The sequence below is a fragment of the Micromonospora chokoriensis genome, from assembly GCF_900091505.1.
Lineage (GTDB): Bacteria > Actinomycetota > Actinomycetes > Mycobacteriales > Micromonosporaceae > Micromonospora > Micromonospora chokoriensis.
The window spans coordinates 2,595,521-2,618,317 of the sequence record NZ_LT607409.1 but is presented as its reverse complement, the minus strand read 5'-3'; the positions used below and the strand labels follow the sequence as shown (position 1 = coordinate 2,618,317).

Genomic DNA, 22,797 nt, shown 5'->3' with positions numbered 1-22,797 from the left:
CCGTCCGGTTCTACTGAGCCGGTCGCCCGGCCGTTCTTCCGGAGGCTCACCGGTGATGGCCGGGTCATCGCCTTACGGTGCTCAACGATACAAGACCCACCCGCCGGCCCGCCGCCGAGTAATCGGTGCGGGCATGAGCGGGCTCACACCTGCGGCTGTCACAGCCGGCCCCGGTCGATCCGTCGTCTCGGTGTCGGAACCGATCAGGGAGGTAGCCATGCAGCGGATGAACGCGGCCGAGGTCGCGCCACAGGGGTACCAGGCCGTGCTGGGGCTGGAGAAGTACGTCCGGACGAACGTCGACCACACAGTGCTGGAACTGGTCAAGCTGCGGGCGTCGATGATCAACGGGTGTGCGTTCTGCGTCGACATGCACAGCCGGGAGGCGCTCGGCGCCGGCGAGTCGAGCCGGCGGCTCTTCGCGGTGGCCGCCTGGCGGGAGGCGCCGTTCTTCGACGAGCGGGAGCGGGCCGCGTTGGCGCTCACCGACGCGGTCACCAAGCTCGGTGAGCACGGCGTGCCGGACGACGTGTGGGACACCGCCGCGAAGGTCTGGTCGGAGAAGGAACTTGCCGACCTGATCCTGGCCATTGCCACAATCAACGTGTGGAACCGAATCGCCGTGACGACGCGCTCGGAGCCTCCGGCGCAGGTGTGACGACCGAAGCGGGGCAGGCGGCCGGTGCGCTCCAGGCGCACCGGCCGATGCTGCTCGGGCTCGCGTACCGCCTGCTCGGCAGCCGTCACGACGCCGAGGACGTGCTCCAGGAGGCGTACCTGCGCTGGTTGGGCGTGGACCGCTCGACGGTGGCCGAGCCACGCCGCTACCTGTCCCGGGTCGTCACCCGGCTGGCCCTGGACCGGCTGCGGGCGCGGCAGGCGAGCCGCGAGACGTACGTCGGGCCGTGGCTGCCCGAGCCGGTGCCGACCGAGCCTTCGCCGTTCGGACCGCTGGACCGCGCCGAGCTGCGCGACTCGCTCTCCACCGCGCTGCTGCACGTCCTGGAACGGCTCACCCCGCCGGAGCGTGCCGTGTACGTCCTGCACACCGCCTTCGACCTGCCGTACGCCGAGATCGCGGAGGTCCTGGACCGGACCCCGGAGGACTGCCGGCAGTTGCACCACCGGGCGGTTTCCCGGGTACGCCAGGAGCAGCGACGGTTCACCGCCAGCCGCTCGGAGCGAGAGCGCCTGCTGGACGCGTTCCTCGCCGCCGCCCGCGACGGTGACCTGGCGACGTTGACCAACCTGGTCGCCGCGGACGCCACCGCGTGGAACGACGGCGGTGGCCGGGCACGGGCCGCCCGCAACCCGGTCAACGGGGCGGACCGGGTCGCCCGCTTCTTCGCCGGGATCTACGGCCCCGCCCGGGAATGGTCGTTTCGCCGGCTGGAGCTGAACGGCGAACCCGCCGCCCTGCTCACCCGCGCCGACGGCAGCCGTTACGCGCTGACCGTCGCCGCGGCCGACGGCCGGATCACCGGCATCTACGTGGTGGGCAACCCGGCGAAGCTGCCGCCGACCAGCTGAACCCGACGGTCGTCCCGGCAGGCCTGGTCAGCCCAGCTCGGGGAACCAGAGGGCGATCTCGCGCTTGGCGCTGTCCGGAGAGTCGGAGGCGTGCACCAGGTTCTCCCGGTTGGACAGGGACAGGTCACCGCGGATGGTGCCGGCGGCGGCCTTCCGGCCGTCGGTCGCGCCGACCAGCCCGCGGACCACGTCGATGACCTGGTCACCGGAGAGCACCAGGGCGACCAGCGGGCCGCCGGTCATGAAGTCCTTCAACGGCGGGTAGAACGCCTTGTCGACGTGCTCGGCGTAGTGCTCGTCGGCGAGCGCCGCGTCCATCGTCCGGTGCGCCATCGCGTCGATCCGCAGCCCCTTGCGCTCGAAGCGGGAGAGGACCTCGCCGACCAGGCCGCGGCGTACCGCGTCGGGCTTGATCAGAACGAGGCTGCGCTCATCCGGGCTGTTGGTGGACACGCTGGGTTCCTCCTGTACGCGTTACACGCTTGAGATCGGTACGGTCAGCCTAGCGACCCGGTCCCGGCGCCGGCGCGGCGGCCGGTCTTTCCCCCGGTGGCCGATCCGGCCTAGCCTGGCCCTGACCCCCGGGAGGTCCACTGTGGCGAATGGCGGGAACCGGCCCATCGCGCCGGTACGCAAACTGATCGGCACGGTGCTGGGCACCGTGGCCACCTTCGTCGTCCTCTTCGGGCTGGGCATGACCAGCTGGGCCATCGTGGCTCTCGGGGTCGCCCTGCTGGTGCTGGCCATCGCCCTGGCGACCGTCCGCGGCGGCGGGCGCACCTGGGTGGTCGGCGTCGGGCACGTGCACAGCGCCTCCGAACCACCCACCCAGTACGCGTTCGGCCGCTGTGAACTCCAACTGGTCATCGACGCGCCCGGCCTGCCACCACGATCCAAGAAGATCATCGAACCTCGGGTGCCGGTCTCCAAGTGGCCGTCGCTGGGCCAGACCCTGCCGATCCGGGTCGCGCTGGACGACCAGCGGCACGTCAAGGTCCTCTGGGACGAGGTGCCGACCCACGCCGAGACCGCCGCCGCCGTCGCCGACCTCCCGCCGGAGTTCGCCGACGCGGACGCGATGGACGAGGTGTTGATCCAGCAGGATGCCCCGCCGTGGGCCGACCGCGCGCCGGACGACGACTTCCGGGACGACTTCCGCGACCCGCACGGCGACCCCTTCCGCGACCCGCACGGCGACCCGGTGCGCCCCGATCCCCTGCGCTCCGATCCCCTGCGGGACGACCCGGCCGTCGCCTCCGAGGAGCGCGAGCCGGTGGTCGTGCACCAGACCCCGGGCGGCCCGGTGTTGGAGGGCGTCCTCGTCGAACCCCAGGCCGGCGGCCTGCCCCGGCGGGCCACCCCGGCACCACGCACCGCCCCCGAGGAGCGCTTCGACGAGCCCGACGCCGACCGTTACGAGCCCTCGCGGGACCACCTGTCGACTTCGGATCCCGTGGACCCGCCGCCCGCGCAGCGCACCGACCCGCTCAGCGCCCAACGGTCCGACCCACCGCCCGCGCAGCGGTCCGGAACGGGCACGACCGACCCACTGGATCCACTCGACCTGCCGCTGGACGACCCCTCCACCGCCCGGGCGGGCCGCGAGACCGTGAGCGCCGAGGACCTGGACCGGGCGATCTTCGGGTTCGACACGGCGTCGGCCACGGACCCGACCGCGCCGATCAGCGGGGTCGGGCTCACCCTGCTGGTGACAGACCTGTCCCGGTCGCTCGGCTTCTACCGCGACATGCTCGGCTTCACTGAGGTCGACCAGGGCGCTCACAACGCCGTACTCGCCTCCGGCACGACCCGACTCGTCCTCCGCGAGGTGACCGGGGCGGCGCCGATCAGCCGCCGGCTGGTGCACGTCAACCTCGAGGTGAACGACATCGAAGCGGCGTACGAGCGACTCCGTGAAACGGGCGTCCGCTTCACGTACGCGCCCCGGGTCGTCAACCGGGGCACCAAGCTGGAGGTGTGGGCGGCGGCGTTCCGTGACCCCGACGGCCACGGCATCGCCCTCACCCAGTGGCGCGAACGCGCCGACGCCTGACCCGCCCGCGCTCGCCTCGGCTGACGCGGCCCGCGTCAGCCGAGGATGACCCGACGAACGTGCAGCGCGTACGCCCAGACCAGGGCGAAGATGATGCCCAGCCCGAACAGCGACCAGTGCAGCAGACCACCGAGGATCAGCAGGCCCTGGAGCACGGTGCCGGCGTTCCAGGCCCACGGTCGCCGCATCATGCCGGCGAGCACGACGGCGGCCACCGCCAGTGCCACCACCGCACCGATCGCGGCGCCGCTCAGGTCACCGCCGACCACTCGTACCGGCTGGATCGCCAGCAACAGCACCAGGGCCTCCAGGGCGAGGGTCCCCGCGCCCAGGCCGCGTACCGCCGCCTCCGGGTTGCGCAACCCGGAGCGGCGCGGCTGTCCCGCGACGGGCTCCTCCACCGGCTGGTCGGCCGGTGCGCCCGCCCCGGCCTGCCCGGTCGGTTCGTCGGTGGCGTGCGGGTCCCGCTCCGGACCGCTCATCGCTTCAGCAGCCGGCGGGCGTCCGCGACCGTGACCACCGACCCGGTGACGAGGACCCCGACACCGCTGAGCTCCCCGGGGACGTCCTCCTCGGCCAGCGCCACCGCGAGCTCGATCGCGTCCGGTATCTCCTCGGCCGACTCCACCCGCTCCTCGCCGAACACCTCGGCGGCCAGCGCGGCGAGTTCCGCCACCGGCATCGCCCGTGGCGAGCTGTTGCGGGTGACCACCACCAGGTCGGCCACCGGCTCCAGCAGCTCGAGCAGGGCCTCCGCGTCCTTGTCGGCGAGGACGCCGACCACCGCCACCAGCTTGCTGAAGGCGAACTCCTCCTGCAGGGCGGTGACGGTCGCGGCCATGCCGTGCGGGTTGTGCGCGCCGTCCAGCAGCACGGTCGGGGCGCTACGGACCCGCTCCAGCCGCCCGGGGGAACTGGCCGAGGCGAAGCCCTCCCGAACCGCCTCGATGTCGAGCTGCCGGCGGGCCCCCGCACCCAGGAACGCCTCCACGGCGGCGAGCGCCACCGCGGCGTTCTGCGCCTGGTGGGCACCGTGCAGCGGTACGAACACGTCGTCGTACACGCCGCCGAGGCCCTGGATGCTGAGCACCTGGCCGCCGACCGCGACCGCCCGGCGCAGGACGCCGAACTCGCCGCCCTCCCGCGCGATGGTGGCCCCGACCTCGGCGCAGCGTTCCAAAAGTGGCCGCGCCGCCTCCTCCTCCTGAGCGGCCGCGATCACCGTGGCGCCCGGATGGATGATGCCGGCCTTGGCCAGCGCGATGTCCTGGAGGGTGTCGCCGAGCCACTCGGTGTGGTCCAGCCCGATCGGGGTGATCACGCAGACGCCGGCCTGGATCACGTTGGTGGCGTCCTCGGCGCCGCCGAGTCCCACCTCGACGACGGCGATGTCGACAGGCGCGTCGGCGAACGTGGCGAACGCCAGCGCCGTGGTCATGTCGAAGTACGTCAGCGGCTCGTCCGACCGCGCGTCGACCAACTCGGCCAGCGGCTTGATCTCCTGGTAGACCGACGCGAACCGCTCCTCGCTGACCGGCTCCCCGTCCAGGCTGATCCGCTCCCGCACGGTCTCCAGGTGCGGGCTGGTGTAGCGGCCGGTGTGCAGCCCGAACGCCCGCAGCAGCGAGTCGATCATCCGCGCGGTGGAGGTCTTGCCGTTGGTGCCGGTCAGGTGGATCGAGGGGTACGCCCGCTGCGGGCTGCCGAGCAGGTCGAGCAGCGACTCGATCCGGTCCAGCTCGAAGACCATGCGGGTGAAACCACGGGCGTTCAGCTCCGCCTCGGCGGCGGCGAAATCGGTACGGTCGGTCACGAGGACAGTGTCTCCAGAGCAGCGTCGATCCGGACCAGGTCGGCCTCGGCGGTGGCGAGCCGGTCACGGATCTTGGCGACCACCGGCTCGGGGGCCTTGCCGACGAAGGCGGGGTTGTCGAGCTTCGCCCGCGCCTGCGCGACCTCCTTCTCGGCAGCCGCACGGTCCTTGGTCAGCCGGGCCCGCTCGGCGGCCACGTCGATCGACCCCCGGGTGTCCAACGCGACACCCACCTCGCCGGGCATGGCCAGCGTGGCGCTGGCCTGGAAGTCGTCACCCGCCGGGTCCAGCCGGACCAGTGAACGGATCAGCGGCTCGTGGGCAGCGATGCCCGCACCGGCCAGCCCGTCGAGGCGGGCCGCCACCCGCTGCGTCGGACGCAGCCCCTGGTCCGAACGGAATCGACGGATCTCGGTGACCACCCGCTGCACGCTCGCCAGCTCGGCCTCGGCGGCGTCGTCGACCAGCGCGCGGTCGGCCACCGGCCAGGCAGCGGCCTGCACCGTCTCGCCGCCCGTCAACGCGAGCCACAGCTCCTCGGTGACGAACGGGATGACCGGGTGCAGCAGCCGCAGCAGCTGGTCGAGCACGTGCCCGAGCACCCGGCGGCTGACCTCCGCCCGCTCACCGCCCTCGGCGAGCACCGGCTTGCTCAGCTCGACGTACCAGTCACAGACGTCGTCCCAGGCGAAGTGGTAGAGCAGGTCGCACACCTTCGCGAACTCGTACGCCTCGAACTGCTCGTCGACCTCGGCGGTGACGTGCGCCAGCCGGGACAGGACCCACCGGTCGACGGTGGAGAGCTGCTCGACGGGCGGCAGGTCGCCGGTCGTGTGCGCGCCGTTCATCAGGGCGAACCGGGTGGCGTTCCAGAGCTTGTTGCAGAAGTTCCGCGAGCCCTGGCACCACTCCTCGCTGACCGGCACGTCCTGGCCGGGGTTGCCGCCCCGAGCGAGGGTGAACCGGGTGGCGTCGGCGCCGTACCTGTCGATCCAGTCCAGCGGGTCGACCACGTTGCCGAACGACTTCGACATCTTCTTGCCGAACTGGTCGCGCACCATGCCGTGCAACGCGACCACGTCGAACGGCGGTCGGCCGTCCATCGCGTACAGGCCGAACATCATCATCCGGGCGACCCAGAAGAACAGGATGTCGTACCCGGTGACCAGCACACTGGTCGGGTAGAACTTCGCCAGTTCCGGGGTCTGCTCAGGCCAGCCGAGGGTGGAGAACGGCCACAGGCCGCTGGAGAACCAGGTGTCCAGGACGTCCTCGTCCTGGTGCCAGCCCTCACCGGTCGGCGGCGTCTCGTCCGGGCCGACGCAGACGATCTCGCCCGCCGGGCCGTACCAGACCGGGATGCGGTGCCCCCACCACAGCTGGCGGGAGATGCACCAGTCGTGCATGTTGTCGACCCAGGCGAAGTAGCGCTTGGCCAACTCGGCCGGCTCGATGCGGACCCGGCCGTCGCGCACCGCGTCACCGGCGGCCTGCGCGAGCGGGGCGGTGTTGACGAACCACTGCAGCGACAGCCGCGGCTCCACAGTCGTCTTGCAGCGCGAGCAGTGCCCGACCGCGTGCACGTACGGGCGCTTCTCGGCGACGATCAGACCCTGCTCCCGCAACGCCGCGACGATCGCGGGCCGCGCCTCGAACCGGTCCAGCCCCTCGAACGGGCCGGGCACGGTGATCACACCGCGCTCGTCCATCACGGTCAGCGCGGGCAGGTCGTGCCGCTGGCCGATCTCGAAGTCGTTCGGGTCGTGCGCGGGCGTCACCTTCACCATGCCGGTGCCGAAGGACGGGTCGACGTGCGCGTCGGCGACGATCGGGATCCGTCGGCCGGTCAACGGCAGCTCGACCTCGGTGCCGATCAGGTGCTGGTAGCGCTCGTCGTCCGGGTGCACCGCCACCGCGGTGTCGCCGAGCATCGTCTCGGCCCGGGTGGTGGCCACCACGACCTCGTCGCTGTAGCGGATCGAGACGAGCTCGCCGTCGTCGTCGGTGTGCTCGACCTCGATGTCGGAGAGCGCGGTCAGGCAGCGCGGGCACCAGTTGATGATCCGGTTGGCCCGGTAGATCAGACCGTCGTCGTACAGCTTCTTGAAGATCGTCTGGACGGCCCGGGACAGGCCCTCGTCCATGGTGAAGCGCTCACGGTCCCAGTCGACGGAGTCGCCGAGGCGACGCATCTGGCCCAGGATGGCGCCACCGGACTCGGCCTTCCACTGCCAGACCCGCTCGACGAACTTCTCCCGACCCAGGTCGTGTCGGGACAGCCCCTGGGCGGCGAGCTGCCGCTCGACGACGTTCTGCGTGGCGATGCCGGCGTGGTCCATGCCCGGCAGCCACAGCGCCTCGAAGCCCTGCATCCGCTTCCGTCGCACCAGGGCGTCCTGCACCGTGTGGTCCAGGGCGTGGCCCATGTGCAGCGAACCGGTGACGTTCGGCGGCGGGATGACGATGGTGAAGGGAGGCTTGTCGCTGTCGGCGGAGGCCCGGAAGTGCCCGCCGGCTACCCACTGCTCGTACCGTCGCTGCTCTACCTCACCGGGCTGGTACTGGCCGGCAAGGGTCGGGGCGTCGGGGCGTTGGGCATCCAGTCTCTCGGTCACCTGACAAGTCTACGGAGGGCTTCTCCGGACCTGACGTGCGCCACCTCTCGTTCGCGTACGGTGTCGGCTATGTCCGACGCACATCTCACCGACCGTTCGGTCGACGGCAGTCACGAGCCGGTCGAGCTGAGCGAGGAGCCGATCCAACTCAGCACCCGGGACACCGGGGGCGACCCCGACGAGCGGTCCGCCGGCTGGTCCCGGCGTCGCAAGATCGGTTGGGCGGTCGCGCTGGTGGTCGGCCTCGCGGGCGCCGGTGTGCTGGGCGTCGGCGGGTGGCGGGTGGCGCAGCAGAAGGACACCCAACTGACCTCACCCGATCGGGTGGCGGGCCTGACCCGCGACGACAGCGAGCGAGCGAAGAGCACCGCCGACTACCTACGCAGCGGCCTGGCCGCGAACATCGAGCTGGACCGCAGCTTCGGCACTGTCTACCGCGACCCGGCCGACGACAAGCGCTCGGTGCTCATCTTCGGGGGCACCACCCTGCTGTGGCAGCCGGAACGGGACCTGGACAGCCTCTTCCGCCTCATGTCGGACGAGACCGGCTCGGTGAACGGCCTGCGCGAGTCACAGGCCGGCGACCTGGGCGGCGTGATGAAGTGCGGCAGCACCAGTGGCGAGGGTGGCGACTTCGCGGTATGCGGTTGGGCGGACCACGGCAGCGTCGTGATGGCCATGTTCCCGGGCCGGTCGGTCACCGACGCCGGCGGCCTGATGCGCAACCTCCGCAGCGAGATGCAGACCCGAGGCTGATCCGCACCCGAAGGCCCCTCTGCACGCGAAGCCCCTCTGCGACCGGCCCCATCCCCGCCTGGCAGCCTCTGCGCCCGGGGACCCTCGGCGCCCGGGCACCCTTTCGCGCACGGCGCCCTCCGCGCGGCGGCCGGGAACCCCCGGCGCCCGGCTAACCCTTCCGCGCACGGCGCCCTCCGCGCGGCGGCCGGGAACCCCCGGCGCCCGGGGACCCCCGGCGCCCGGCGCCCTCGGCGGCCGAAACCCTGAGCGGCCCCCGATCCTGACGGCACAGGAGTGATCCACTCGGTTTCCTGATATCCGGGGTGACACCCGGCCACGGATACCGCGGTTTCCAGGAACCCGAGTCGATCAGGCAACACGCGCCGACCAACCAGTCGAGGACCTAGGCGGGGAAACGCTGGGCGGGGGAAACACCGGCCGGGGCGGGAAACGGGCGGGAAACGGGCGGGAAACGGGCGGGAACTCTCGACCGGGTGCCCGGGAACGCAGGAAAGGCCACCCCGATCGGGGTGGCCTTTCCTGGAAGTTTGTCCGGCGGCGTCCTACTCTCCCACACCCTCACGAGTGCAGTACCATCGGCGCTGGAGGGCTTAGCTTCCGGGTTCGGAATGTAACCGGGCGTTTCCCCTCCGCCATGACCGCCGTAACTCTATGAACATATCAAACAACCCCAGCAACACACATGTCACGGGTGTTCGCTCGTTCAGAGTTGCACAGTGGACGCGTAGCAGCTTAGTAGTCAAGTCCTCGGCCTATTAGTACCGGTCAACTGAACCCGTTACCGGGCTTACATTTCCGGCCTATCAACCCAGTCGTCTAGCTGGGGGCCTTACCCCACCAAGGTGGGTGGGATACCTCATCTTGAAGCAGGCTTCCCGCTTAGATGCTTTCAGCGGTTATCCCTTCCGAACGTAGCTAACCAGCCGTGCCCTTGGCAGGACAACTGGCACACCAGAGGTTCGTCCGTCCCGGTCCTCTCGTACTAGGGACAGCCCTTCTCAAGTATCCTACGCGCACGGCGGATAGGGACCGAACTGTCTCACGACGTTCTAAACCCAGCTCGCGTACCGCTTTAATGGGCGAACAGCCCAACCCTTGGGACCTGCTACAGCCCCAGGATGCGACGAGCCGACATCGAGGTGCCAAACCATCCCGTCGATATGGACTCTTGGGGAAGATCAGCCTGTTATCCCCGGGGTACCTTTTATCCGTTGAGCGACACCGCTTCCACTCGCAAGTGCCGGATCACTAGTCCCGACTTTCGTCCCTGCTCGACCTGTCAGTCTCACAGTCAAGCTCCCTTGTGTACTTGCACTCAACACCTGATTGCCAACCAGGCTGAGGGAACCTTTGGGCGCCTCCGTTACCTTTTAGGAGGCAACCGCCCCAGTTAAACTACCCACCAGACACTGTCCCTGAACCGGATAACGGTCCGAAGTTAGATACCCAAATCAACCAGAGTGGTATTTCAAGATTGCCTCCACCCATACTGGCGTATGGACTTCACCGGCTCCCACCTATCCTACACAAGCTAATTCGAGTACCAATGTCAAGCTATAGTAAAGGTCCCGGGGTCTTTCCGTCCTGCCGCGCGTAACGAGCATCTTTACTCGTACTGCAATTTCGCCGGGCCTGTGGTTGAGACAGTGGGGAAGTCGTTACGCCATTCGTGCAGGTCGGAACTTACCCGACAAGGAATTTCGCTACCTTAGGATGGTTATAGTTACCACCGCCGTTTACTGGCGCTTAAGTTCTCCGCTTCGCCCCGAAGAGCTAACAGGTCCCCTTAACGTTCCAGCACCGGGCAGGCGTCAGTCCATATACATCGAATTACTTCTTCGCATGGACCTGTGTTTTTAGTAAACAGTCGCTTCCCCCTGCTCTCTGCGGCCATACAACGCTCCACCCGCGCGGGGCTTCACGTCTCCGGCCCCCCTTCTCCCTAAGTTACGGGGGCAATTTGCCGAGTTCCTTAACCACAGTTCGCCCGATCGCCTCGGTATTCTCTACCTGACCACCTGTGTCGGTTTGGGGTACGGGCCGCTAAGAACTCGCTAGAGGCTTTTCTCGGCAGCATAGGATCACTGACTTCACCTGAATCGGCTCGGCATCACGTCTCAGCCCACATGTGGTGCGGATTTGCCTACACCACGGCCTACACGCTTACCCCGGCACAACCACCGGCCGGGCTCAGCTACCTTCCTGCGTCACCCCATCGCTTGACTACTACCCGCCAGGTTCCCACGCTCCCCCAGATCAGTCCGAAGACCTCACCAAGTTCGGGTGGTTAGCACAACGAGGTTCATCAGGGACGCTCTTTCGCGGGTACGGGAATATCAACCCGTTGTCCATCGACTACGCCTCTCGGCCTCGCCTTAGGTCCCGACTCACCCAGGGCGGATTAGCCTGGCCCTGGAACCCTTGGTCATCCGGCGGAAGGGTTTCTCACCCTTCTTTCGCTACTCATGCCTGCATTCTCACTCGTGCCGCGTCCACAACTGGGTCACCCCGCTGCTTCACTCGCGGCACGACGCTCCCCTACCCATCCACACACCTGCACGCACCATCAAGGGCACGCGAGGATAAAATGTGAATGCCACAGCTTCGGCGGTGTGCTTGAGCCCCGCTACATTGTCGGCGCGGAACCACTTGACCAGTGAGCTATTACGCACTCTTTAAAGGGTGGCTGCTTCTAAGCCAACCTCCTGGTTGTCTATGCGACCCCACATCCTTTTCCACTTAGCACACGCTTAGGGGCCTTAGCTGGTGATCTGGGCTGTTTCCCTCTCGACTACGAAGCTTATCCCCCGCAGTCTCACTGCCGCGCTCTCACTTACCGGCATTCGGAGTTTGGCTGATTTCGGTAAGCTTGTGGGCCCCCTAGACCATCCAGTGCTCTACCTCCGGCAAGAAACACGCGACGCTGCACCTAAATGCATTTCGGGGAGAACCAGCTATCACGGAGTTTGATTGGCCTTTCACCCCTAACCACAGGTCATCCCCCAATTTTTCAACATTGGTGGGTTCGGCCCTCCACGCGGTCTTACCCGCGCTTCAGCCTGCCCATGGCTAGATCACTCCGCTTCGGGTCTAGGACACGCGACTGAATCGCCCTATTCAGACTCGCTTTCGCTACGGCTCCCCCACACGGGTTAACCTCGCCACATGCCACTAACTCGCAGGCTCATTCTTCAAAAGGCACGCCGTCACCCCGCAAGGCTCCGACGGATTGTAGGCGAACGGTTTCAGGTACTATTTCACTCCCCTCCCGGGGTACTTTTCACCATTCCCTCACGGTACTCGTCCGCTATCGGTCACCAGGAAGTATTTAGGCTTACCAGGTGGTCCTGGCAGATTCACGGCAGATTTCAGGGGTCCGCCGCTACTCGGGAACACCCACAGAAGGTCAGCAACTTTCACCTACCGGACTCTCACCGTCTACGGTCAGCCATTCCAGACTGTTCGACTAGCCACTGACTTTGTAACTCCTCGAACAAGTGTCAGCTTGTTCAGCAGGGTCCCACAACCCCGACCACGCAACCCCTGACAGGTATCACACGCAGCCGGTTTAGCCTCAATCCGCTTTCGCTCGCCACTACTCACGGAATCACTATTTGTTTTCTCTTCCTACGGGTACTGAGATGTTTCACTTCCCCGCGTTCCCTCCACACACCCTATGTGTTCAGGTGTGGGTGACACCACATGACTGGTGCCAGGTTTCCCCATTCGGACACCCTGGGATCACAGCTCGGTTGACAGCTCCCCCAGGCCTATCGCGGCCTCCCACGTCCTTCATCGGCTCCTGGTGCCAAGGCATCCACCGTTCGCCCTTGACAACTTGACCACAAAGATGCTCGCGTCCACTGTGCAATTCTCAACAAACGACCAACCCACAACCCGATCCGCCCCACACCAAACCCAGTCCTCCAGGACCAGCGGTATGTGGGGCCAGGCCATGCCTGGCAACCCCGCGTGATCCCAGACCACGCACAAGGCTCTGAAACAACAACACCATGGTTGTTCTTTCAGGACCCAACAGGGTGCTCACATCCCCCCCAGCCGCACCAGAAGCCACCGTTCCCACCACCCCAAAGAGTGGCTGTACTAGGCGCCGCCGGCCGTTGCCAGGGCAGAACTTGCCAGTGTCTCCGCCATTCGAGCACCCCGGCCCAACACTCGTGGACCGCGGGCTCCTTACCACCTTTCGGTGGAAGGTGCTCCTTAGAAAGGAGGTGATCCAGCCGCACCTTCCGGTACGGCTACCTTGTTACGACTTCGTCCCAATCGCCAGCCCCACCTTCGACGGCTCCCTCCACAAGGGTTGGGCCACCGGCTTCGGGTGTTGCCGACTTTCGTGACGTGACGGGCGGTGTGTACAAGGCCCGGGAACGTATTCACCGCAGCGTTGCTGATCTGCGATTACTAGCGACTCCGACTTCACGGGGTCGAGTTGCAGACCCCGATCCGAACTGAGACCGGCTTTTTGGGATTCGCTCCACCTCACGGTATCGCAGCCCATTGTACCGGCCATTGTAGCATGCGTGAAGCCCTGGACATAAGGGGCATGATGACTTGACGTCATCCCCACCTTCCTCCGAGTTGACCCCGGCAGTCTTCGATGAGTCCCCGCCATAACGCGCTGGCAACATCGAACGAGGGTTGCGCTCGTTGCGGGACTTAACCCAACATCTCACGACACGAGCTGACGACAGCCATGCACCACCTGTGACCGCCCCCGAAGGACCCCCCATCTCTGGAGGTTTTGCGGCCATGTCAAACCCAGGTAAGGTTCTTCGCGTTGCATCGAATTAATCCGCATGCTCCGCCGCTTGTGCGGGCCCCCGTCAATTCCTTTGAGTTTTAGCCTTGCGGCCGTACTCCCCAGGCGGGGCGCTTAATGCGTTAGCTGCGGCACAGGGAACCGGAGAGGCCCCCCACACCTAGCGCCCAACGTTTACAGCGTGGACTACCAGGGTATCTAATCCTGTTCGCTCCCCACGCTTTCGCTCCTCAGCGTCAGTATCGGCCCAGAGACCCGCCTTCGCCACCGGTGTTCCTCCTGATATCTGCGCATTTCACCGCTACACCAGGAATTCCAGTCTCCCCTACCGAACTCTAGCCTGCCCGTATCGACCGCAGGCTTGGGGTTGAGCCCCAAGTTTTCACGGTCGACGCGACAAGCCGCCTACGAGCTCTTTACGCCCAATAAATCCGGACAACGCTCGCACCCTACGTCTTACCGCGGCTGCTGGCACGTAGTTGGCCGGTGCTTCTTCTGCAGGTACCGTCACTCTCGCTTCGTCCCTGCTGAAAGAGGTTTACAACCCGAAGGCCGTCATCCCTCACGCGGCGTCGCTGCATCAGGCTTCCGCCCATTGTGCAATATTCCCCACTGCTGCCTCCCGTAGGAGTCTGGGCCGTGTCTCAGTCCCAGTGTGGCCGGTCGCCCTCTCAGGCCGGCTACCCGTCGTCGCCTTGGTAGGCCATCACCCCACCAACAAGCTGATAGGCCGCGAGCCCATCCCAAGCCGAAAAACTTTCCACCACCAGCCATGCGACCAGCAGTAATATTCGGTATTAGCCCCCGTTTCCGAGGGTTATCCCAAAGCTTGGGGCAGGTTGCTCACGTGTTACTCACCCGTTCGCCGCTCGAGTACCCCGAAGGGCCTTTCCGCTCGACTTGCATGTGTTAAGCACGCCGCCAGCGTTCGTCCTGAGCCAGGATCAAACTCTCCAACAAAAAATTAGTTGAACAGCTATCCCAGCAACAAACAAATTGTTGCCAAAGGAATCCCAACCAGCCAAACCAAACAGTCTGACCAGTCCGGGGTATAAATCATAATTGGCACTGGCTTTACAAGCACCCTGTTGAGTTCTCAAAGAACAACCACACACCGACCAGAAGCCCCACACTCAGTGGAACCCCAACCGGGGCAACCGCTCAAACTTACTTGGTCGAGTTTTCATTGTCAACCTCATGTTCGAGGCGATCAATGTGGCTCGGCCGATTCCACGATGACGCACGCCGTATCCGGCGGTCGTTACTGTCGTGGGAAGCCGCAGACCGGCCGATCACCGCTTCGCGGCTCTCCGCCCGGCTCCTGCCGGCTTCAGAACTCTACCCGGTCGGCTTCGCGTTCGCAACTCCGTTTCCGGAGTGTTCCGCACCGCCCGATCCTCGGTCTCGCTCGGCGTTGCCGCCACGAGCCCGGCGCCCGTTCTCAGCCGGTTTGTCCGGCCTCCCCCGTGCAGAGAGAAAGTTACGCGGACGGCCCGGAGAAGGCAAATCAGGGTTCATCACTGGTTTGGCCGAGGGCTCGCGCGGCTTCCGACGTAGCTCGGGGAACAGGCAGGGAACGGTCCGTCGCCCAGCTGGGGGACGCGGGCTGCGCCGACGTGCCAGAGTGTCAGGCATGGATGAGTCCGGACGCGGGGCCAGGGTGTTCGCCGAGGAGGCGCTGCTCGGTCTCCTCCTGCCGTTCTGGCAGCTGGTGATCGGCGCGATCGTGCTAGTCGTCCTGGTGTTGTCGGTCGGACGGCTCGCCAGGCGGGGCAGGTCCCGGATGACCACGGCGCTGTTGGTCACCGCCGCGGCGATCGCCGGCTTCGCGGTGATCGGCGTCCTGCTGGAGGGCTGAGGCTCTACAGCCGACGGTTCGCCAGGCTGGGCAGCTCGGCCCGGATCGTGGCGAGGCGGTCGAGGTCCAGGTCGACGACCGACACGCCAGGGCCGTCCGGTAGCTGGGTGAGGACCGTCCCCCACGGGTCGACCACCATGCTGCGACCGAAGCAGGTACGGCCCGGCTCGTGGTCGCCGGTTTGGCCCGCCGCCGCCACGAAGCACTGGTTCTCGATGGCCCGGGCCCGAAGCAGGACCTCCCAGTGGTCCCGCCCGGTGTGCATCATGAAGGCCGCCGGCACCACCAGCAGGTGTGCGCCCCCGTCGGTGGCGAGCAGCCGGTACAGCTCCGGGAAGCGCAGGTCGTAGCAGATCGACAGGCCGACCCGAAGGCCCTCGACGTCCACCACCACCGGTTGGACCCCGGGCGCGACGGATGCGGACTCCAGATAGGAGACCCGACCGGGGATCTCCACGTCGTACAGATGGATCTTTCGGTAGCTCGCGGCCAGGCTGCCGCTGCGGTCGAAGACCAGCGACGTGTTCCAGGTGTGCTCCGGGTCCGGACCGGCCTCGTGGAACGAGCCGGCGACCAACCAGATCCCGAGCCGGCGGGCGACCTCGGCGAAGAAGCTGCCGACCTCCCCGTCCACCGGTTCCGGGTCGGGCAGCCCGGCGGCCGGGCCGAGGTAGTCGACGTACTCGGGGAGGACGGCCAGGTCCGCGCCACCCGCCGCCGCGCGTTCCAGCAGGACCTCCGCGGCGGCCAGGTTGGCCTTGCGGTCGTCCCGGGCGTTCAGCTGGCAGACGGCGACACGCATGACCACAGGGTACGACCGGAGGGGCCGGCGTGGACAGCGTCAGAGGCTGGCCAACACCAGGGCCCCGGCCGCGAACCCGAGCCCGGCGACCTGGACCGGGCGCAGCCGCTCCCGGTCGACGGCCAACGCCAGCAGGACGGTGCTGGCCGGGTAGAGCGCAGCGATCGCCGCGATGACGCTCAGGTGGCCACGGGCAGCCGCGGCCAGGAAGAGCCCGTTGGCGGCACTGTCCAGCAGACCGGCAACCGCCGCCCAGCCCAGCACCCGCCGTTCCAGTCGCAGGCGCACGCCGGTGCCGGCGGCCAGCGCGAGGCCGACAGCGATCGAGCTGGCGCGTACCGCCGCCACCGGCCACATGCCGGCGCTCTCGTCGGCCTGGCCGAGGAGGGTGAAGAAGACGCCGAAGAGCGCGCCAGCGGCGAGGGCGAGCCCGACGAGCCGGGACGGTACGCCCGTTCGCTCGCCACTCTCCCCCAGGCTGACCAGGGCGATCGCCAGCACCGCGAGGCCCGCGCCGGTGAGCGCCAGGGCACCGGGGAAGGACGCGGTGAACAGGCCGGCGATGATCGGCACCACTGCGGCGGTGATGGCGGTGACCGGCGCCACGACGGCCATCATTCCGCCGGCGAGGGCCCGGTAGAGCAGCATGACGCCGCCGGCGCCAGCCACCCCGGCGAGCAGGCCCCAGGCGATGTCACCGACGGTCGGGGTGCCGGGCACCGCCATCACGAGTACGACCAGCAGTGGAACGCTCAGGAGTTGGGAGACGACGGTCACGGCGATCGGATTGGCACGACGGGACGCCTTGCCGCCGGAGAAGTCGGCGATGCCGAACGCGACGGCGGCCACCGTTGCCAGGACAATGGGGAGCATGCCACTGTCGTACCATAATAGTGACCGTGAGGGATAGTTTAATGACCGAGGCGGGAGCGGATCGGGTGGGCGCGGTGACCGCCGCGGTGGCCCGACAGGTGCGTGACCTACGGGCCGCCCGAGGCTGGTCCTTCGAGGAGTTGGCCGGCCGGTCCGGCGTGAGCAAGGGAATGCTCGTGCAGATCGAGGGCGCACGCACCAACCCGAGCGTCGGCACGCTGTGCCGGGTCGCGGACGCGTTCGGCGTCAACATCGCCCAACTCCTGGAACCGGCCGAGGAACAGGCCGTGAAGATCACCCCAGCGGCGCAGGCGCCGGTGCTCTGGCAGGGTGAGCATGGCGGCACGGCCCGCCTGCTGAGCGGCCTGGGCGAACCGGACCTCGTCGAACTGTGGGACTGGCAGCTCGCGCCGGGCGAGGATCACCGGTCCGCCGACCACCCGCGCGGCACGCGGGAGGTGCTGCACGTCCTCACCGGCACTGTGGTCGTCCGCGTCGACGGGCAGGACCACGGCGTACGGGCCGGGGAGACCATCGAGTTCCACGCCGACCGGGAACACGGCTACCGCAACGACACCACCGAACCGGCTCGGCTGATGATGGTGACCGTCACCCCGTCGGGCGAGTGGGACCGCCGAACGCGATCACGCCGGCCGCGTCAGGACTGAGCGGCCGGCGTGTGGCGGGGAGGATCAGGCCGACTTCTCCTCGCGCTCGCGCCGGGCCCGTCGCCCGGTGAACTCGCGCGGCACGATCGTCGGGTTGACGTTTTCCAGGACCACCTCGCGGGTGATCAGCACCCGGGCGGCGTCCGGGTTGCTCGGCACCTCGTACATCGCGGAGAGCAGGACCTCTTCGATGATGGCCCGCAGACCACGGGCACCGGTGCCCCGCAGCATGGCCTGGTCGGCGATCGCCTCCAACGCCGGCTCGTCGAACTCCAGCTCGACCCCGTCCAGCTCGAACAGCCGCTGGTATTGCCGGACGAGCGCGTTGCGCGGCTCGGTGAGGATGCGCACCAGGGCGCTGCGGTCCAGGCTGCGCACGTTGGTGATCACCGGGAGCCGGCCGACGAACTCCGGGATCAACCCGAACTTGAGCATGTCTTCCGGCATGACCTGGCTGAAGATGTCATCGGTCGACCGCTCGGACACCGACCGGAGCCGGGCACCGAAGCCGGTGCCGCCCTGCCCGGTGCGGGACTCGATGATCTGATCCAGACCGGCGAACGCACCACCGCAGATGAACAGCACGTTCGTCGTGTCGATCTGGATGAACTCCTGGTGCGGGTGCTTACGCCCACCCTGCGGTGGCACGTTCGCCACAGTGCCCTCGAGCATCTTGAGCAGCGCCTGCTGCACGCCCTCACCGGAGACGTCGCGCGTGATCGACGGGTTCTCCGACTTGCGGGCGATCTTGTCGACCTCGTCGATGTAGATGATGCCGGTCTCGGCGCGCTTGATGTCGTAGTCCGCGGCCTGGATCAGCTTGAGGAGGATGTTCTCGACGTCCTCGCCCACGTAGCCCGCCTCGGTCAGCGCCGTGGCGTCAGCGATGGCGAACGGGACGTTCAACATCCGGGCCAGTGTCTGCGCCAGGTGGGTCTTGCCGCACCCGGTCGGGCCGAGCAGCAGGATGTTGGACTTGGCCAGCTCGACGGCATCACTGCCGGAGCCGGGAGCGTTGGCCGCCTCGGCCTGGATCCGCTTGTAGTGGTTGTAGACCGCCACCGCGAGGGCCTTCTTGGCCTGATCCTGCCCCACGACGTAGTTGTCGAGGAACTGGCAGATCTCCATCGGCTTGGGAAGCTCTTCCCACTTCACCTCGCCGGACTCGGCCAGCTCCTCTTCGATGATCTCGTTGCAGAGATCGATGCACTCGTCGCAGATGTAGACCCCTGGGCCCGCGATGAGCTTCTTGACCTGCTTCTGCGACTTGCCGCAGAAGGAGCATTTCAGTAGGTCGCCGCCGTCACCGATCCGTGCCACCTACGTTCTCCCTGCACTCATCGGCCGGAACCCCGGCCCTGACCTGCTGACGCTGCGCGCCGCCCGGCTGGTTCACACCCCACCGGCCCGACCGGCGAAGCGGTACGGACCCGACGTTACCCGCTGCCGGGGCAATCTCCGACCCCCAAAACGGGTGTGTCAGAGGTCGGCCGGGAACTTCACGCCCCGGCCAACCTCTGACCCGGCACTGCTCAGCTGGCGGCCTGAGCGGCCAGCAAGCCCTTCTTGCGGCTGGTCAGGATCGTGTCGACCAGCCCGTACTCCTTGGACTCCTCGGCCGTCATGATCTTGTCACGGTCGATGTCCTTGCGAACCTGCTCGATCGGCCGGTTGCAGTGGCGGGACAGCATGTCCTCCAGCTGCGTCCGCATCCGCAGGATCTCCCGAGCCTGGATCTCGATGTCCGAGCCCTGCCCGTAGCCGCCCTCGGTGGCCGGCTGGTGGATGATGATCCGCGAGTTCGGAAGCGCCATCCGCTTACCCGGAGTGCCCGCCGACAGCAGCACCGCCGCCGCGCTGGCGGCCTGCCCGAGGCAGACCGTCTGGATGTCCGGACGGACGTACTGCATGGTGTCGTAGATCGCCGTCATCGCGGTGAACGAGCCACCCGGCGAGTTGATGTACATGATGATGTCGCGGTCCGGGTCGGTGCCCTCAAGCGTCAGCAGCTGGGCCATCACGTCGTTGGCCGACGCGTCGTCCACCTGGACGCCGAGGAAGATGATCCGGTCCTCGAAGAGCTTGTTGTACGGGTTGGACTCCTTGACCCCGTACGACGTGCGCTCCACGAACGACGGCAACACGTAACGGTTGTGCACGGCCGCGAACTGGGGCGGCAGGCTCAGATCAGTCATCGTCAGCTCCTCAGCTCAGGGTCCCGGCGCCATCCGGAACCTGAGCGGCCCCGATGATCACCTTGTCGATGAAGCCGTAGTCCATGGCCTCCTGGGCGGTGAACCAACGGTCCCGGTCCGAGTCCGCCTCGATCTGCGACTGGTCTTGGCCGGTGTGGTGCGCGACCCGCTCCTGGAACATCCGCTTCGTGTAGAGCATCTGCTCCGCCTGGATGGCGATGTCGGACGCCGTGCCGCCCAGGCCGCCGGACGGCTGGTGCATCATGATCCGGGCGTGCGGCAGGGCGTAACGCTTGCCCTTGGTGCCCGCGCAGAGCAGCAGCTGACCCATCGAGGCCGCCATGCCCATCGCCACGGTCGACACGTCGTTGTCGATGAACTGCATGGTGTCGTAGATCGCCATGCCGGAGTAGACCGAGCCACCCGGCGAGTTGATCCACAGGTTGATGTCGCGGTCCGGGTCCTCCGCGGCGAGCAGCAGCAGCTGCGCGCAGATGCGGTTGGCGACCTGGTCGGTCACCTCACTGCCCAGGAAGATGATGCGTTCCTTGAGCAACCGGTTGTAGACCGAGTCGTCGAGGTTGCCAATGGAGTCGCCCCCGCGCGCGTCAATCGCCCGGAGCGACTTCTTGGGGATGTGCATGTCGGTCATGGCAGCCCTTCGCTCTCCGTACCGTCTTTCCCGACACTAACCGGTGTGCGGGGCGGCAGAGTCCCGGTCGGGGCACTGTTCGCTCTCAGCGCAGCTGTGTCGGGCACACCCGCGGCGCGGGCTCCCGGCGTACCCGGGGAAAGGATTCGGCCGCCGTCCACCGCACAGCGACGGACGGCGGCCGCACCCGACGATCAGTGCTGGTGGTTGTGCTCGGCCTCGTTGGCGGCGCGCAGCGCGTCAAGGGTGATGCCGTTGCCGGCCGCGTCCTTGATCGTGATCCGCTCCATGACCGCGGCGAGCGCCTTGCCCCGCCGCACGTCGCCGAAGACGGCGGCGGCCGCGCCGGAGCGCACCAGCTGGTCGTAGTACTGCTGCGGGGCCATGCCGGCGCGCTGCGCCCGGTGCACGATCTCGTGCCCGAACTCGTCGTCGGAGACCTGCACGTCCTCGGCGTCGGCCAGGGTGTCCAGCAGGAGCTGGACCTTGACGCCCTCGGTCGCCGCCTCGGTCAGCTCGGCGTCGATCTGCTCCTCGGTCTTGTCCTCGGCCGCGAGGTACTCCTCCATGGAGGCGCCGATCCGCTCCAGCTGGTCGACCATCGCCTGCTTGCGGCTCTCGACCTCCTCGCGGACGACACCCTCCGGAGCCGGGATCTCGGCGGCCTCGACCAGCTGCGCGAGGGCCTTGTCCCGAGCGGCGTAGATCTGCTCGACCTGCTTGCCCTGGGTGACCCGCGAACGCAGGTCGCCGCGCAGCTCCTCGATCGTGTCGAACTCGCTCGCCATCTGGGCGAACTCGTCGTTCAGCTCGGGCAGCTCCTTCTCCTTGACCGTGCGCACGGTCACCGCCACCTCGGCGTCCCGACCGGCGAAGTCGCCGCCGACCAGCTGGGTGGTGAAGGTGGTGTCCTCGCCGGCGGCGAGACCGACGACGGCCTCGTCCAGGCCCGGGAGGAGCTGCTTGCTGCCCACCTCGTGGGAGATGTTGCTGGCCTGGCCGCCCGGCACGTCCTCGCCGTCGACGGTGGCGTTGAGGTCGATCTGGACGTAGTCACCCTCGGCGGCGGCGCGCTCGACGGTCTTGAGGGTGGCGAAACGCTCGCGCAGGTTCTTCACCTGCTCGTCGATCTCGCTCTCGTCGATCTGCAGCTCGTCGACGACCACCTCGATGGTCGACGCGTCCGGGATGGTGATCTCCGGGCGGACGTCGACCTCGGCGGTGAAGTTCAGCGAGTCACCGTCGTTGAACTCGGTGATCTCGACCTCCGGGCGCCCCAGCGTCTTGAGGTCGTGCTCGCGCACCGCGGCGAGGATGTTCTCCGGGATGGCCTCCTGGACCGCCTCGTTGAGAACGGTGCCCCGGCCGACCCGCTGGTCGATCACGGCGGTCGGCACCTTGCCCCGGCGGAAGCCCGGAACCTGGACCTGCGAACCGATCTCCCGGTACGCCTTCTTGAGGCTCGGCTCGAGCTCGACGAACGGCACCTCGATGGCGAGCCGCACGCGCGTCGGGCTCAGAGTCTCGACGGTGCTCTTCACAGGCGTACTCCTTGACGGATCTCAGTTGAGTCTGGGCGTGATTCAGCCCATCGAGTGTAGGCGAGCCGGCCTGACGCTCCGGCATCGCCCGGGGACCGCACTGGGCGGCACCCGGGTCGGCCCGGCCGCGGACGACAGTCGGGGTGGCGGGATTTGAACCCACGGCCCCTCGCTCCCAAAGCGAGTGCGCTACCAAGCTGCGCCACACCCCGTGGCGACGAGCAGTCTATGCCGTCGTCGCGCCCCAGGCGGTGCCGGGGCATCCGCCACCCGGACACATCTCCCGAAAGGGCGCAGACCGCCCACTTGTGAACCGCACGCTGCCGCGCTGCGGGTTGATCCACTCCGTTTCGGCGAAGTCGGGGTATCCCGGGCGCTCGGATACCGCGATATCGGCGAACCCGAGTGGATCAAGACGGCGCCGTCGCCGATGGGCGGGCCTCACGACGTGCCCGGGCACCGCGAGGCGGTGGCGCGGTTACGCGTCGGGCGTCGACATTGGGTAAGCTGTGGGCGCACCTCGTTCCGACGGGGCGCACGCGGGCGTAGCTCAATGGTAGAGCTTCAGTCTTCCAAACTGACTACGCGAGTTCGATTCTCGTCGCCCGCTCCAACGGCCTCCGGCCCAGGTCGGAGGCTTCATCCCCGGCCCCTGGGG

16 protein-coding genes, 2 tRNA genes and 3 rRNA genes are annotated in these 22,797 nt (G+C 67.6%); 7 read left to right on the top strand and 14 right to left on the bottom strand.

Going from position 1 to position 22,797, the window contains the following annotated elements; translation table 11 throughout:
- The first annotated feature begins 217 nt into the window (after positions 1-217).
- Both GA0070612_RS12425 and sigJ read left to right on the top strand, forming a co-directional pair.
- A complete protein-coding gene (locus GA0070612_RS12425) occupies positions 218-658 on the top strand; it encodes a carboxymuconolactone decarboxylase family protein (protein WP_088988040.1) in 441 nt (146 codons plus the stop codon).
- Positions 607-1,530: an RNA polymerase sigma factor SigJ gene (sigJ, locus tag GA0070612_RS12420; RefSeq protein ID WP_231924538.1), complete on the top strand. Its 924-nt coding sequence runs from the start codon at positions 607-609 to the stop codon at positions 1,528-1,530. Before GA0070612_RS12425 ends, sigJ begins: the two co-directional genes overlap by 52 nt.
- A gap of 27 nt (positions 1,531-1,557) precedes the next feature.
- Here sigJ and ndk read toward each other — a convergent pair whose 3' ends face one another.
- The gene (gene ndk / locus GA0070612_RS12415; protein ID WP_088988038.1) at positions 1,558-1,983 is read right to left on the bottom strand and encodes a nucleoside-diphosphate kinase; all 426 of its coding nucleotides are present in this window, start codon (positions 1,981-1,983) and stop codon (positions 1,558-1,560) included.
- 142 nt (positions 1,984-2,125) lie between these two features.
- Here ndk and GA0070612_RS12410 point away from each other — a divergent pair, with 142 nt between their 5' ends.
- The gene (locus GA0070612_RS12410) at positions 2,126-3,583 is read left to right on the top strand and encodes a VOC family protein (RefSeq protein ID WP_088988037.1); all 1,458 of its coding nucleotides are present in this window, start codon (positions 2,126-2,128) and stop codon (positions 3,581-3,583) included.
- 35 nt (positions 3,584-3,618) lie between these two features.
- On the opposite strand, the gene GA0070612_RS12405 is transcribed toward GA0070612_RS12410, so the two are convergent.
- Genes GA0070612_RS12405 through GA0070612_RS12395 form a run of 3 tightly spaced genes read right to left on the bottom strand, consistent with a single transcriptional unit; the run spans position 3,619 to position 8,011 of the window.
- Positions 3,619-4,065 carry a DUF4233 domain-containing protein gene (locus tag GA0070612_RS12405; protein ID WP_088988036.1) on the bottom strand — a complete coding sequence of 149 codons (447 nt, stop codon included), beginning with the start codon at positions 4,063-4,065 and terminating at the stop codon, positions 3,619-3,621.
- Entirely contained in the window at positions 4,062-5,396 is a 1,335-nt protein-coding gene (locus GA0070612_RS12400) for a bifunctional folylpolyglutamate synthase/dihydrofolate synthase (protein WP_088988035.1), read from the bottom strand. Before GA0070612_RS12400 ends, GA0070612_RS12405 begins: the two co-directional genes overlap by 4 nt.
- Entirely contained in the window at positions 5,393-8,011 is a 2,619-nt protein-coding gene (locus GA0070612_RS12395; RefSeq protein ID WP_088988034.1) for a valine--tRNA ligase, read from the bottom strand. The genes GA0070612_RS12400 and GA0070612_RS12395 overlap by 4 nt, the downstream gene beginning before the upstream one ends.
- Positions 8,012-8,080: 69 nt before the next feature.
- On the opposite strand from GA0070612_RS12395, the gene GA0070612_RS12390 reads away from it, so the two are divergent.
- Positions 8,081-8,767 carry a hypothetical protein gene (locus tag GA0070612_RS12390; RefSeq protein WP_088988033.1) on the top strand — a complete coding sequence of 229 codons (687 nt, stop codon included), beginning with the start codon at positions 8,081-8,083 and terminating at the stop codon, positions 8,765-8,767.
- 532 nt (positions 8,768-9,299) lie between these two features.
- Here the strand turns inward: GA0070612_RS12390 and rrf are convergent.
- From rrf to GA0070612_RS12375, 3 genes are all read right to left on the bottom strand, one after another.
- Positions 9,300-9,416, bottom strand: a 5S ribosomal RNA gene (gene rrf, locus GA0070612_RS12385).
- 89 nt (positions 9,417-9,505) lie between these two features.
- A 23S ribosomal RNA gene (locus GA0070612_RS12380) occupies positions 9,506-12,614 on the bottom strand.
- A gap of 381 nt (positions 12,615-12,995) precedes the next feature.
- Positions 12,996-14,510, bottom strand: a 16S ribosomal RNA gene (locus tag GA0070612_RS12375).
- Together the 16S, 23S and 5S rRNA genes form the textbook arrangement of a ribosomal RNA operon.
- A gap of 673 nt (positions 14,511-15,183) precedes the next feature.
- On the opposite strand from GA0070612_RS12375, the gene GA0070612_RS12370 reads away from it, so the two are divergent.
- A complete protein-coding gene (locus tag GA0070612_RS12370) occupies positions 15,184-15,408 on the top strand; it encodes a hypothetical protein (RefSeq protein WP_088988032.1) in 225 nt (74 codons plus the stop codon).
- 4 nt (positions 15,409-15,412) lie between these two features.
- Here GA0070612_RS12370 and GA0070612_RS12365 read toward each other — a convergent pair whose 3' ends face one another.
- Positions 15,413-16,210: a carbon-nitrogen hydrolase family protein gene (locus tag GA0070612_RS12365; RefSeq protein WP_088991446.1), complete on the bottom strand. Its 798-nt coding sequence runs from the start codon at positions 16,208-16,210 to the stop codon at positions 15,413-15,415.
- Between the two features lie 39 nt (positions 16,211-16,249).
- Entirely contained in the window at positions 16,250-17,083 is an 834-nt protein-coding gene (locus tag GA0070612_RS12360; protein WP_088988031.1) for a DMT family transporter, read from the bottom strand.
- A 41-nt stretch (positions 17,084-17,124) separates the two neighbouring features.
- On the opposite strand from GA0070612_RS12360, the gene GA0070612_RS12355 reads away from it, so the two are divergent.
- A complete protein-coding gene (locus GA0070612_RS12355; protein WP_088988030.1) occupies positions 17,125-17,751 on the top strand; it encodes a helix-turn-helix domain-containing protein in 627 nt (208 codons plus the stop codon).
- A 24-nt stretch (positions 17,752-17,775) separates the two neighbouring features.
- On the opposite strand, the gene clpX is transcribed toward GA0070612_RS12355, so the two are convergent.
- The 5 genes from clpX to GA0070612_RS12330 form a co-directional block, all read right to left on the bottom strand.
- Complete coding sequence (clpX, locus tag GA0070612_RS12350; protein WP_088988029.1) at positions 17,776-19,071, bottom strand: ATP-dependent Clp protease ATP-binding subunit ClpX; 1,296 nt, start codon at positions 19,069-19,071, stop codon at positions 17,776-17,778.
- 212 nt (positions 19,072-19,283) lie between these two features.
- Entirely contained in the window at positions 19,284-19,946 is a 663-nt protein-coding gene (locus tag GA0070612_RS12345) for an ATP-dependent Clp protease proteolytic subunit (protein ID WP_088988028.1), read from the bottom strand.
- Between the two features lie 10 nt (positions 19,947-19,956).
- Positions 19,957-20,598, bottom strand: coding sequence for an ATP-dependent Clp protease proteolytic subunit (locus GA0070612_RS12340; protein ID WP_088988027.1), 642 nt, complete (start codon positions 20,596-20,598; stop codon positions 19,957-19,959).
- Positions 20,599-20,792: 194 nt separating this feature from the next.
- Entirely contained in the window at positions 20,793-22,139 is a 1,347-nt protein-coding gene (gene tig / locus GA0070612_RS12335) for a trigger factor (protein ID WP_088988026.1), read from the bottom strand.
- A 138-nt stretch (positions 22,140-22,277) separates the two neighbouring features.
- Positions 22,278-22,351 (bottom strand) — tRNA-Pro (locus GA0070612_RS12330).
- A 327-nt stretch (positions 22,352-22,678) separates the two neighbouring features.
- On the opposite strand from GA0070612_RS12330, the gene GA0070612_RS12325 reads away from it, so the two are divergent.
- Positions 22,679-22,752: transfer RNA gene (locus GA0070612_RS12325), tRNA-Gly, on the top strand.
- Positions 22,753-22,797 lie beyond the last annotated feature (45 nt).

Excerpts from the sequence above, each read along its gene's own strand:
- GA0070612_RS12425 (WP_088988040.1), top strand. The coding sequence starts at position 218 with ATGCAGCGGATGAACGCGGCCGAGGTCGCGCCACAGGGGTACCAGGCC.
- GA0070612_RS12405 (WP_088988036.1), bottom strand. The coding sequence starts at position 4,065 with ATGAGCGGTCCGGAGCGGGACCCGCACGCCACCGACGAACCGACCGGG.
- GA0070612_RS12390 (WP_088988033.1), top strand. The coding sequence starts at position 8,081 with ATGTCCGACGCACATCTCACCGACCGTTCGGTCGACGGCAGTCACGAG.
- GA0070612_RS12370 (WP_088988032.1), top strand. The coding sequence starts at position 15,184 with ATGGATGAGTCCGGACGCGGGGCCAGGGTGTTCGCCGAGGAGGCGCTG.
- GA0070612_RS12365 (WP_088991446.1), bottom strand. The coding sequence starts at position 16,210 with ATGCGTGTCGCCGTCTGCCAGCTGAACGCCCGGGACGACCGCAAGGCC.
- GA0070612_RS12360 (WP_088988031.1), bottom strand. The coding sequence starts at position 17,083 with ATGCTCCCCATTGTCCTGGCAACGGTGGCCGCCGTCGCGTTCGGCATC.
- GA0070612_RS12355 (WP_088988030.1), top strand. The coding sequence starts at position 17,125 with ATGACCGAGGCGGGAGCGGATCGGGTGGGCGCGGTGACCGCCGCGGTG.
- GA0070612_RS12345 (WP_088988028.1), bottom strand. The coding sequence starts at position 19,946 with ATGACTGATCTGAGCCTGCCGCCCCAGTTCGCGGCCGTGCACAACCGT.
- GA0070612_RS12340 (WP_088988027.1), bottom strand. The coding sequence starts at position 20,598 with ATGACCGACATGCACATCCCCAAGAAGTCGCTCCGGGCGATTGACGCG.